The sequence below is a fragment of the Aestuariivita sp. genome (genome assembly GCF_021404545.1).
Lineage (GTDB): Bacteria > Pseudomonadota > Alphaproteobacteria > Rhodobacterales > Rhodobacteraceae > Aestuariivita.
The window spans coordinates 219,495-230,869 of the sequence record NZ_JAAWWD010000002.1 but is presented as its reverse complement, the minus strand read 5'-3'; the positions used below and the strand labels follow the sequence as shown (position 1 = coordinate 230,869).

Sequence of the window (11,375 nt, the reverse complement as noted above, 5' to 3'; positions counted from 1 at the left end):
CTGCTTCTTCTGGCCATAAATATTCCCGGAGCGCGAGGCAGAGCCTCGCCAAAACCGCCATGTGCCTTGGATTGACGGGCACGTGCCGGGCGCCGCTTCCGGATGAGCGGATGTCTATGCGGGACACGCCTCCTGTCTCGTGCTGGCGCGCAAATCAGAGCAGCCCTCATGTTGGCAATGTCCCGCCAGCCCCCCAAAGACAGCTTTCCTGCAGGTTGAGAGTGGTTTAACGTCTTTGAGACAGTTTCAATGACGTTGAACGTGGGTGAGATATGCTGAGCGCGCCGTTCCTGACGACGCAAGAGGTGGCCGAGCTGCTCAGGGTGCGCGAGCAGACCGTTCGGTCCTGGATCCACGCGCAAGAGCTGCGCGCGGTAAAGCTCGGGCGGGAGTTTCGTGTTGCCGTTAAGGACCTGGAAGCTTTTGTCAACGAACACGCAACCTGCGACCCAGGCCGGGATAATGGCGGAGGATGCGCCTGACCGCCACGGACCTGACTGCCGCAAATCAATCCAACTTCACGACACCGGACCGGTTCAGCGCGAAACCTGGGCCGCAACATGAGCTAAGGGCATAACACAATGATGGCAGAGGCGCTTGAGGCCTATATTTTCTATGAGATCGCCGCGCTTTTGGTGCTGGCGGCAGCTGCCGGTTTTGTTGGCCTGTTGTTGCGCCAGCCGCTGATCGTCAGCTTTATCGCGGTTGGCATCATTGCGGGGCCGTCCGTCCTCGATATCGTGCGGTCGGATGATCAGATTGACCTGCTGGCCGAGCTGGGCATCGCGATCCTGCTGTTTCTGGTGGGTCTCAAGCTCGACTTTCAGCTGGTGCGCACGCTTGGCCCCGTGGCCTTGATGACCGGGCTGGGTCAGGTTGCGTTCACAACGGTGTTCGGGTTCCTGCTGGGTCTTGCCCTCGGCCTCGATACGGTGACCAGTATCTATGTGGCCATCGCGCTGACCTTCTCGTCGACCATCATCATCGTCAAACTGCTGTCTGACAAACGCGAGATCGACTCGCTGCACGGGCGGATCGCGCTGGGGTTTCTGATCGTGCAGGACATCGTGGTTGTCGTTGCGATGATCGTGCTGTCTGCGGTCGGGATCGGGGCATCGGGAGACTCCGCTCTCACCGATGTGCTGGTCGTGTTGGGCTATGGGTTTGCTATGCTGGGCCTTGTGGCGGTCTTTATCCGCTATGTCGCCAATCCGCTGACCGACCGGCTGTCGCGCGCGCCCGAGCTGCTGGTCTCTTTTGCCATCGGCTGGGCCGCGCTCTTGGCTGCTGCCGGTCATTACCTGGGCTTTGGCAAGGAGCTGGGCGGTCTGCTGGCCGGTGTCTCCTTCGCCTCGACCGCATATCGTGAGGCAATCGCGGCGCGTCTGGCTTCGCTGCGGGACTTCCTGTTGCTCTTTTTCTTTATCGCGCTGGGATCGGCGTTGGATCTGTCGATCCTGGGGGCAAGCGTGGGCGCCGCGATTGTGCTCTCGCTCTTTGTGCTGATCGGCAACCCGCTGATCGTTCTCGCGATCATGGGGGCGATGGGATACCGCAAGCGGATCGGGTTCCTGGCCGGCCTGACCGTTGCGCAGATCAGCGAGTTCTCGCTGATCTTCATGGCAATGGGGGTGGCCATCGGCCATGTCTCGGACCAGGCGTTGGGGCTGGTCACGCTGGTGGGCCTGATCACCATTGCGGCCTCGACCTATATGATCACCTATTCGCATCAGATCTATGACCGGCTGGAGCCGCTCTTGGGTGTCTTTGAGCGCGGAAAACCCACGCGGGACAAGGCCGAGACCGCCGTCGGCGAGAACCAGCATGATGTCATCGTGTTTGGCTTGGGTCGGTACGGCATCGGGATCGCGCGGGAGCTGAGCAATGCCGGCAGGCGCGTGCTGGGTGTGGATTTCAGCCCTGTTGCGGTCAGGCACGCGCGCGGCCAGGGTCTGGATGTGGTGTTCGGCGATGCCACCGACCCTGAGTTTCTGGCGCATCTGCCGCTCAAGGATGTGCAATGGGTTGTCTCTGCCGTGCCCGAACATGACACCGGAGTGACCCATGACGATCCGCGCCGGTCGCTGATCCGCGCGATGAAGGATCTGGGCTTTGCAGGTCGTATCGCGGTGTCTGCGCATCATGAGACGACGGCCCACAGGCTGCGCGAGGCCAAGGCCGATCTGGTGCTGATGCCTTATGCGGATGCCGCGGCGCAGGCCGCGACCCTGATCCAGTCCGACGCGCCGCTGGCTCATGAGGGTATTCCCGATCCGGCCGGGCAAAGGGAATTTGCGACATGACCGCAGCGGATCCGTCCCCGATCACCGATACAATCGGCAAAGTGCTGGTTGTATGTTCGGGTCAGGAAGCGGATACGGATCTGTTGGTCGCGGCCCGGGGCTTTGCGGGCCCGAATGGCGCATCGCTGACCGTGTTTTCGGTTGTCGAGCTGCCTTCCGACGCGGCGGAATGGGCGCGGGCGGCGCAGATAGATGTCGAGATCGCCCAAGCGCGGTTGGTCGAGGACCGCCGCGCCGCGCTTTTGGCACGGATCGAGCAGACAGGGCCGGACGATGACATCTCTGTCGAGGTCCGGATCGGCAAACCCTTTATCGAGATCATCCGCCTGGTGATTGCCGAGGGTTTTGACTTTGTCGTGAAAACGGCAGAGCCGTTGCAGGGGGTGCAGCGGTTTCTCTTTTCCAGCACGGATCAGCATCTTTTGCGCAAATGCCCATGCCCGGTCTGGCTCCGCAAACCGGGCGCGCCGCATGCCATCGGCAAGGTTCTGGCGGCCGTCGATGTCGATCTCGACGATGCATCCGAGCCCGAAACGCTGGAGTTGTTGAATATCCGCGTGATGCAGACCGCGGCCCGCATGTCTCCGATTTCAGAGGCCATGGTGGGTGTTCTGCACGCCTGGGACGCGCCGGGCGAAGGGCTGGTCCGGCTCTGGGCCAGCGGACCGGATTCGCGCGTGGCGGCTGAGACCTATGTCGCGTCGATCCATGCCAGCCGGGCCCGTGCGGTCGAAGGGCTGGCGGCCCAGGTCGCCGACCGGTTCGACGCCGCCGGTCTGGGCCGTCCAACCTATCACACGATCCTGGAGAGGGGGCCCGTGCGCAGCGTCATCGCCGAGCAGACCCGCGCGCTGGCGGCGGATATTCTGGTGATCGGAACCGTCGCGCGCACCAGTCTTCACGGGGTGATCATCGGCAATACCGCCGAGGATGTGCTCAACAGCATCGACTGTTCGGTCGTGGCGGTAAAGCCACCGGGTTTCGTTACGCCGCTTGAGTTCTAACGGCGCCACGTCCAACCGTTGCTGACCACGTTCAGGGCGGGGGCAAACCTGCGCCGTGCCTGCCTTGGCGCGCGCGATCCAGATCGGCTGCCGGGCCTCTCCCGCGCGCCGATCAGGCAGTGTATCTCTCCAAGATATCGGCCACATCCACCTGCGCGCCAAGCCGGGCAGCCAACAAAAACACCCCGCCCAGTTTGCGCTGCACCAGCAGGACATCGATCGGCAGCGGCGGAGGGACATAGCCGTCTTCGGCAAGGGCCATGCCCTGGGCCTGCATCCGCCGTGACAGGGACGGGTCGGCGAAATCGTATCGCGGGCTGTCCGTCAGCGCACCAAAGCTTTCTTGGATCATCGCGATCAACTGGTTGCGATGCCTGTCCTCTGTCTGCGCCCCGATGATGCCGATCTCGACCGCGCTCTGCTCCAGTGCCTCGCGATCCCCGGCAAGGCCTGCGCGCATCAAGTGGCGATACCGGGCGACAATCACCGGATCGAGCGGGCGGGTCGCGCCGAAATCCAGCAACACGATCTGCTGCGTGGCCGGATCATAGAGGTAATTGGCAAAATTCGGATCCGTTTGCATCAGACCAAAGCAAAAGAGCTCGTTGAGGGTTAGCTCGATCAGGTGGGTCGCGATCCGGTTGCGCACGGAGTGAGGAGCATCCGCAGCCTCTTCGATGGGGATGGCGCTGACATAGGTCATGGCCAGAATATTCGGCGTGGTCCAGTCCGCATGCAAGGCCGGGACCACGAATTGCGGCGCCTCACTCAGCAGCTCACCGAACCGCGACAGCTGCGCCCCCTCACGGGCATAATCGGTTTCGTCGTGAAGCTGTTTGCGGGCCTCTTCAAGATACGGTGCCAGATCGAATCCCTTGGGCATCAGGCCGGACATACGCAACAGCACACCGACATTGGCCACATCGCTGTCGATGCTTTTGGCAACGCCGGGGTACTGCACCTTGATTGCAAGATCGCGCCCGTCCCTGAGCCGGGCCCGGTGCACCTGCCCGATGGAGGCGGCCGCGACGGGGCGCACATCGAACCGGTCAAAGGCGCCGAGCCATCCTTTGGGCCAGTTGGCGCCGAGCACCCGTTTCAATTGCGCGGGCGGCATGAAATGCGCGTCATCGCGCAGGCGGCGCAGGATCTCGGTCAGTTCGGGCGGGAGCACATCGCCGGTATCCATCGACATCAGCTGCCCGATTTTCATGGCCGCGCCGCGCATCCTGGCCAGTTGGTCGGCCACCCGTTCGACATTGCGCGGCGTCAGCAGCAGATCGCGCATCGAAGGGCGTTGCCCCTGACCGATCTGGGCGATGCCGTTGACAGCCATGTTACCCGCAACCCCGGCCGTCAGCGATCCAAGGCGGCCCATGCGGGCCAGACGGCCTGCGGGAACGGGCATGGCGCGTGCGGATGGGGGGCGGTCTGTCATCTCCCAGACCTAGGTGGGCCGCGTCGCGTTGCAATGGCGCGCCTCCGATCGAGGCCGCAATCGGAGTGCGGGACCGGCCGCAGCCCTTGCGGGGCGCCGCAGCTCAAGACCCCCCTGGATGGCCCGGAAACCGAGGGCCCGGCGCGGGAAGACCTTTCGCGCAACGACATCGAAGCGGTCCCAACCCGACAGCATCGCAGCGACCACCGGATGGCATGTTGAGTGCATCCTTCCGTCCCCGCCATCTCAGCCCGTCCCGCCCGGGGACAACCTGCGCGAATGCGGAAGCGTTCTCTGGTCTGTTCAGACGCCGCGCCGGTGATGCTTGGCCTGGCCTCCGAGACGTGCTAGACCCTTTGCATGTCGAACCGGACCTGCCTCATGACGTGCTGCATTCCCTGCTGAAACACTCAGCGGGCCGGTTTCTCTTATTTCCTTGACTGACGAGACTTGCTAGGCCCGCGCCACATGCGCCCAAAAAAGGAGCCTTGCAACATGGTCGAGATCAAACTGACCAATACCCGGACCCGGACAAAAGAGGTGTTCAAACCCCTCGATCCGCAAAACCTGCGCATGTATGTCTGCGGTCCCACGGTCTATGATCGCGCGCATCTGGGCAATGCGCGACCCGTCGTGGTGTTTGACGTGCTCTATCGCCTTTTGCGCCATGTCTATGGCCCCGATCACGTCACCTATGTGCGCAACTTCACGGATGTCGAGGACAAGATCAACGCGCGCGCCACCGAGACCGGCCGCGAAATCTCGGAGATCACCTCCGAGACGATCGAGTGGTTTCTGGACGATATGGGGGCCTTGGGCGCCTTGCCGCCCGATCACATGCCCCGCGCGACGGAGTATATCCCGCAGATGGTCGCGATGATCGCGGATCTGATTGCCAAGGGGCACGCTTACGAGGCCCAGGGTCACGTTCTGTTCGCGGTCGAGAGCTTTACCGAGTATGGCAAGCTCTCGGGCCGGTCGGTCGATGACATGATCGCGGGCGCGCGGGTCGAGGTGGCGCCCTACAAGCGCAACCCGATGGATTTCGTGCTGTGGAAGCCGTCCTCGGACGATCTGCCGGGCTGGGACAGCCCCTGGGGGCGCGGTCGTCCGGGCTGGCATATCGAATGCTCGGCCATGGCCTATGAACTGCTGGGCGACAGCTTCGACATCCATGGCGGCGGCAACGATCTGATGTTCCCGCATCATGAGAATGAGATTGCGCAGTCCTGCTGCGCACACCCCGAGGGTGGGTTTGCACGGGTCTGGCTGCATAATGAGATGTTGCAGGTCGAGGGCAAGAAGATGTCCAAATCTCTGGGCAATTTCTTTACCGTGCGGGATCTGCTGGATCAGGGCGTGCCGGGCGAGGTGATCCGGTTTGTGTTCCTGAGCACGCATTACCGCAAGCCGATGGACTGGACCGAGAAGAAGGCAAAGGAGGCAAATCAAACACTTCTGGGTTTTCTGGAAGCTGTCGAAGGCGTCGAAGCTGCCGCGCCCGATGAGCAGGTTCTTCTTGCCCTCGCCGATGATCTGAACACGCCCAAAGCCATCGCAAGGCTCCATGAACTAAAAAACGCCGACGACGGAGCAAAACTGTTGGCGAGTGCAAGACTCATGGGATTGTTCGATTTCGTGCCGACGACGGGAACCATGGGTTGGGGTGCCGAAAGCGAAGAGGTATCCCAACAGCTCTTGAAACTTGCGAGGAGATATGCAGAGCTTCGGGGGGCGCGCGAATATGAGCAAGCAGACGCTTTGCGCGAGCAAGCCCAGCAAGCGGGAATCGAACTGCAAGCGACCAAACAGAGTGTTGGTCAAGGAGCGCTCGCCAAAAGAACGGCAGGTTTTAATGCCTCGAAGCTCGCGGAGCTGCTCGAATGACAGCCCGTGTAGCGACATCTTTTGAGCGTATGAACAGCGCTGATAGCCTCTTGCCTAACGGGCGAATGGGCCGTGGCCACCTTGCCCGGGGGCACCCCGGGCAGCCCCCGACCGCCCCCATGGGCGGGGGCTTCACCCCCACCCGCGGCCGGGGGCTGCCCTTTGCGCTTTCGATCCACAACCGACAAGGATCAAATGCACCGGGCGGTCAAGACCCGGTCGGGGAGAACCCCACCATCGGCGCGTCGGGCGCAAGGCGCGGTCCCTCCCGTAGGGTGGGACTTGTCCCACCGCATCTGCCGACAGACCCAAATCAGAACAGGGGCGTGCCATGACCCGCGAGCGCCTCTATCTCTATGACACCACCCTGCGGGACGGCCAGCAGACCCAGGGGGTGCAGTTCTCGACGGATGAAAAACACCAGATCGCCGATGCGCTGGACGAGCTGGGCGTCGACCACATCGAAGGCGGCTGGCCCGGTGCCAACCCCACCGACAGCGCGTTCTTTGATATGGCGCCCCGGACCCGTGCGAAAATGACCGCTTTCGGCATGACCAAACGCGCGGGCCGTTCGGCGGAAAACGACGATGTTCTGGCCGCGGTGATGAATGCAGGCACACCGGCCATCTGTCTGGTTGGCAAGACCCATGTCTTCCACGTGGCCGAAGCTCTGGGCATCACCAATGACGAAAACCTCGACAATATCGGTGCCTCCATCGCGCATGTTGCGGGGCAGGGGCGCGAGGCTCTCTTTGATGCCGAGCATTTCTTCGACGGCTACGGGGCCGAGCCCGGCTATGCGCTGAGCTGTTTGCGCACAGCCCTTGAGGCCGGTGCCCGCTGGGTGGTTCTGTGCGATACCAATGGCGGCACGCTCCCGCATGAGATCCATCGGATCACGTCCGAGGTGATCGCCGCCGGCATCCCCGGCGACCGCTTGGGCATCCACACCCATAACGACACTGAAAACGCGGTCGCCGGCAGTCTGGCCGCCGTCGATGCCGGTGCGCGGCAGATCCAGGGGACGCTCAACGGGCTTGGCGAACGGTGTGGCAATGCCAATCTGACCTCGATCATCCCGACCCTGCTGCTCAAGGCGCCCTATAAAGACCGGTTCGAAACCGGCGTCACACATGATGCGCTCGCCGGGCTGACCCGGATCAGCCGGATGCTGGACGACATCCTCAACCGGGTGCCGATGAAGCAGGCGCCCTATGTCGGCGCCTCGGCCTTTGCCCACAAAGCCGGGCTGCATGCCAGCGCGATCCTCAAAAACCCTGCCACCTATGAGCATATCGCGCCCGAAACCGTCGGCAATGCGCGCATCATTCCAATGTCGAACCAGGCCGGGCAGTCGAACCTGCGCAAACGTCTGGCCGATGCGGGGCTGGATGTCGCTCCGGGCGATCCGGCGCTGGGGCGCATTCTCGACCGGATCAAAACGCGCGAGGACAAGGGCTATTCCTACGATACCGCGCAGGCCTCGTTCGAGCTCCTGGCGCGCGATGACCTGGGCAGCTTGCCGGAGTTCTTCGAGGTCAAACGCTATAAGGTCACGGTCGAAAGGCGCAAGAACAAGTACAACCGCATGGTCAGCCTGTCGGAGGCGGTGGTGGTGGTGAAGGTCGATGGCGAGAAAAAGCTCTCGGTCAGCGAATCGCTCGATCAAGCGGGCAGCGATCGTGGCCCGGTGAACGCGCTGGCCAAGGCGCTGGCCAAGGATCTGGGCCGCTATTCCGACCGGATCGACGACATGCGGCTGGTGGATTTCAAGGTACGCATCACTCAAGGCGGGACCGAGGCGGTGACCCGCGTTATCATCGACAGCGAAGACGGCCAGGGGCGGCGCTGGTCCACCGTGGGGGTCAGTGCCAATATCGTGGATGCATCCTTCGAGGCCCTGCTGGACGCCATCCGCTGGAAACTGATCCGGGACATGACATGACGGCTTTCTTTGTGATCCACAGCGATTTGCCCCGCGAAGGTCCGGGCGATGACGAAAGCCTGAACTGGGCACTGTCGCACCTGACACTGCCGCGGGCCCCGCGCATCCTGGACGCAGGCTGCGGTCCGGGAGCTGATATTCCGGGGCTTCTGGCACATCGGCCCCAGGCGCGGATCCTTGCGCTCGACACCCACGCGCCTTTCATCGATCGGGTCCGGGCGCGCCATGCTGACGATCCCAGGGTGCGGGCGGGTACCGATGACATGGCGCGGCCCGACGGCCGCTTCGATCTGATCTGGACGGCCGGGGCGCTCTATTTTCTGGGGGTGCGCGCGGGTCTTCAGGGCTGGCGCGATCACCTGACCGACGAGTGCGCCGTGATTTATTCAGAGCTTTGCTGGACCGGCCAGCCACGCAGCGATGCGGCACTGGCCCATTGGGCGCAGTATGAGGCGATGCAGGACCAGAACGGTGTGCTGGCCGATACCCGGGCGGCGGGATTTACCGTGTTGGCCCATCGCTATTTGCCGCAGGCGGCCTGGGCGACCTATTATCAACCGGTGCAGGCGCGCATCGACCGATTGCGCGGCACGGAGCCGGATGCCGAGCTGACAGCGGCGCTCGACGCGGAACAATCCGAGATCGATCTCTGGCACGCCCATGGCAATGAATATGGCTATCTCCAAGTCGTGGCCGTGCCGGAATGACCGTCGCCGCCTGCGCAGCCCTTGTGGAGCGGGGCGATCCGGATCGGTTTCTGGCGACCATGGCCGCGCCGCCCGCCGCGCGGGCGGTCCTGTTTCCACTCTATGCCTTCAATCTCGAAGTGGCGCGCGCGCCCTGGCTGACCCAAGAAAGCATCATCGCCGAGATGCGCCTGCAATGGTGGCGCGATGCGCTGGAGGAGATTGCGAGCGGCCAGCCGGTGCGCAGGCACGAAGTGACGACCCCTCTGGCCGAGGCGATTGATGCGCAAACGGCCAGAAAACTGGATGAAACTGTCGCCGCAAGGCGCTGGGATATATACAAGAACCCGTTCGAGGATGCCGCCAATTTCGAGGCCTATCTCGATCAGACAGCCGGGACGCTGCTTTGGGCCGCCGTAACCTCACTGGGCCCCGCGCAAGAGCGGACGATCCGCGATCTGGCCTATGCGCAGGGGCTGGCCAACTGGCTGCGCGCGATCCCCGAACTGGAAGCGCGCGGGCGCATTCCGCTCTTGGATGGCACGGCAAAGGGCGTGCGATCCCTTGCCGGGACGGGACTGGAACGGCTCGGCCGCGCCCGCGCAGACCGATCCGCGGTTTCACCCATGGCCCGCCCGGCGCTTCTGGCGGCATGGGAAGCCGGGCCAATCCTGCGCCAGGCGCGCGCGGACCCCTCTGCCGTGGCGGAAGGCCGCCTCGGACAAAGCCCTGCGCGCAAACGTCTGAGCCTGATCGCGCGGGCGACCACCGGGCGCTGGTAGGACTTTCTTCTCTTTCAAAATACGGAAAAAAATTCCGCGCTGTGCCGCCGGGCTCAGGCCTCTGCCGATTTCGGACGCATCATCAACCAGATCAGCGATCCACCCGCCAGCGTCAACAGCGGCACCATGGCGAGATTGACCGCCGTCCAGCCCTCGACCGCCGTACTGCCCGAACAGTTCATCAATCCCCCCGAAGCCAGCGAGGCAACCGTCACGCCGCCAAAGACGATCAGGTCGTTCATGCCTTGAACACGCCCCCGCTCATGCGGGTCATGCGAGCTCGCCAGCATGCTCGTGGCGCCGATAAAGCCGAAATTCCAGCCGACCCCCAACAGGATCAATGCGATAAAGAAATTGCCCAGATCCACACCGTTCAGCGCCACGACGCCAGCGGCGCCCAGAATGGCAAGCCCGGTGCCCACGATCCGCTCAGCCCCGAAGCGCGCGATCAGATGACCGGTGAAAAACGACGGACCGAACATCGCCAGCACATGGGCGGTGACCACGTTCGACGCATCGGTCACGCCAAACCCGCAGCCGACAACCGCCAGCGGCGTCGATGTCATCACCAGGTTCATCAGCGCATAGGACACCATCGCACAGATCACCGCCACGCCGATGCGTGGTGTGGTCAGCAGCTCCCAGCGCGACCGCCCCGACGGATCACCTGCGACGGGTTTGGGGGGTTTGGGGATATCCAGAAAGAAAAACAACATCATGCCAACGACGTTCAGACCCATCGCCGCCAGATAGACAGGGAAGAACCGCATCACCGTGGCGTCGGCCGAATTGCCCGAGATGACCGAGACCAGCTGCGGGCCGATGATCGCCGACAAAAGCCCGCCCGCCATCACATAGGAAATCGCCTTCGGCCGGAACGCGTCAGATGCCGTATCGGCGGCGGCAAACCGGTAAAATCCCTGCGCCGACATATAGATACCGGTCAGGTAACTGCCCGCGACAAAAAGCCAGAAACTCTCCAGCGTCAGCGCATAGGCCGACACCGCAGCCCCCGCCAGACCGCCGAGCGCGCCCACGAAAAAGCCCGTCCGACGGCCCCATTTCTGCATCAGCTGGCTGAGCCAGGGCGCGGTGGTCATCGACCCGAATACGATCAGCGAAATCGGCAGGGTGGCCAGACAGGCGATCGGGCTGAGCTGCTGGCCTGCCAGCCCGCCAATCACAAAGATCATCGTGATCTGACTGCCAAGAAAGGCCTGAGCCGCCACCAGTACGGCCACGTTGCGTTTGGCTTTGCTATCGTCGATCATTGTCATGTGAACGGAGTAAACCCGAACATCGCCCTGTACAACCCGCTTGCGTGTGACAG

Annotated in this window: 9 protein-coding genes; 7 read left to right on the top strand and 2 right to left on the bottom strand. The window is 63.2% G+C overall.

The genetic code is table 11. The annotated features are described in order from the left end of the window. Positions 1 to 272 precede the first annotated feature (272 nt). From HEP69_RS02380 to HEP69_RS02370, 3 genes are all read left to right on the top strand, one after another. Entirely contained in the window at positions 273 to 482 is a 210-nt protein-coding gene (locus HEP69_RS02380) for a helix-turn-helix domain-containing protein (RefSeq protein ID WP_290556909.1), read from the top strand. Between the two features lie 99 nt (positions 483 to 581). After that, on the top strand, positions 582 to 2,303 hold the full coding sequence (locus HEP69_RS02375) for a cation:proton antiporter (protein ID WP_290556908.1): 1,722 nt from the start codon (positions 582 to 584) through the stop codon (positions 2,301 to 2,303). Then, entirely contained in the window at positions 2,300 to 3,307 is a 1,008-nt protein-coding gene (locus HEP69_RS02370; protein ID WP_290556907.1) for a universal stress protein, read from the top strand. Before HEP69_RS02375 ends, HEP69_RS02370 begins: the two co-directional genes overlap by 4 nt. A gap of 112 nt (positions 3,308 to 3,419) precedes the next feature. On the opposite strand, the gene HEP69_RS02365 is transcribed toward HEP69_RS02370, so the two are convergent. Further along, positions 3,420 to 4,745, bottom strand: coding sequence for an AarF/ABC1/UbiB kinase family protein (locus tag HEP69_RS02365; protein WP_290556906.1), 1,326 nt, complete (start codon positions 4,743 to 4,745; stop codon positions 3,420 to 3,422). Positions 4,746 to 5,240: 495 nt separating this feature from the next. Between HEP69_RS02365 and cysS the strand changes: the two genes are divergently transcribed. The 4 genes from cysS to HEP69_RS02345 all read left to right on the top strand — a co-directional run bounded on the left by cysS (position 5,241) and on the right by HEP69_RS02345 (position 10,045). After that, entirely contained in the window at positions 5,241 to 6,632 is a 1,392-nt protein-coding gene (gene cysS, locus HEP69_RS02360) for a cysteine--tRNA ligase (protein ID WP_290556905.1), read from the top strand. A gap of 331 nt (positions 6,633 to 6,963) precedes the next feature. Further along, positions 6,964 to 8,577: a citramalate synthase gene (gene cimA / locus HEP69_RS02355; RefSeq protein ID WP_290556904.1), complete on the top strand. Its 1,614-nt coding sequence runs from the start codon at positions 6,964 to 6,966 to the stop codon at positions 8,575 to 8,577. Further along, the gene (locus tag HEP69_RS02350) at positions 8,574 to 9,284 is read left to right on the top strand and encodes a class I SAM-dependent methyltransferase (RefSeq protein ID WP_290556903.1); all 711 of its coding nucleotides are present in this window, start codon (positions 8,574 to 8,576) and stop codon (positions 9,282 to 9,284) included. Before cimA ends, HEP69_RS02350 begins: the two co-directional genes overlap by 4 nt. Beyond that, the gene (locus tag HEP69_RS02345) at positions 9,281 to 10,045 is read left to right on the top strand and encodes a squalene/phytoene synthase family protein (RefSeq protein ID WP_290556902.1); all 765 of its coding nucleotides are present in this window, start codon (positions 9,281 to 9,283) and stop codon (positions 10,043 to 10,045) included. The genes HEP69_RS02350 and HEP69_RS02345 overlap by 4 nt, the downstream gene beginning before the upstream one ends. A 53-nt stretch (positions 10,046 to 10,098) precedes the next feature. Here the strand turns inward: HEP69_RS02345 and HEP69_RS02340 are convergent, their stop codons facing one another. Next, the gene (locus tag HEP69_RS02340) at positions 10,099 to 11,322 is read right to left on the bottom strand and encodes an MFS transporter (RefSeq protein WP_290556901.1); all 1,224 of its coding nucleotides are present in this window, start codon (positions 11,320 to 11,322) and stop codon (positions 10,099 to 10,101) included. Positions 11,323 to 11,375 lie beyond the last annotated feature (53 nt).

Coding starts and splice junctions, on each gene's coding strand:
- HEP69_RS02380 (WP_290556909.1), top strand. CDS start 273: ATGCTGAGCGCGCCGTTCCTGACGACGCAAGAGGTGGCCGAGCTGCTC.
- HEP69_RS02375 (WP_290556908.1), top strand. CDS start 582: ATGATGGCAGAGGCGCTTGAGGCCTATATTTTCTATGAGATCGCCGCG.
- HEP69_RS02370 (WP_290556907.1), top strand. CDS start 2,300: ATGACCGCAGCGGATCCGTCCCCGATCACCGATACAATCGGCAAAGTG.
- HEP69_RS02365 (WP_290556906.1), bottom strand. CDS start 4,745: ATGACAGACCGCCCCCCATCCGCACGCGCCATGCCCGTTCCCGCAGGC.
- cysS (WP_290556905.1), top strand. CDS start 5,241: ATGGTCGAGATCAAACTGACCAATACCCGGACCCGGACAAAAGAGGTG.
- cimA (WP_290556904.1), top strand. CDS start 6,964: ATGACCCGCGAGCGCCTCTATCTCTATGACACCACCCTGCGGGACGGC.
- HEP69_RS02350 (WP_290556903.1), top strand. CDS start 8,574: ATGACGGCTTTCTTTGTGATCCACAGCGATTTGCCCCGCGAAGGTCCG.
- HEP69_RS02345 (WP_290556902.1), top strand. CDS start 9,281: ATGACCGTCGCCGCCTGCGCAGCCCTTGTGGAGCGGGGCGATCCGGAT.
- HEP69_RS02340 (WP_290556901.1), bottom strand. CDS start 11,322: ATGACAATGATCGACGATAGCAAAGCCAAACGCAACGTGGCCGTACTG.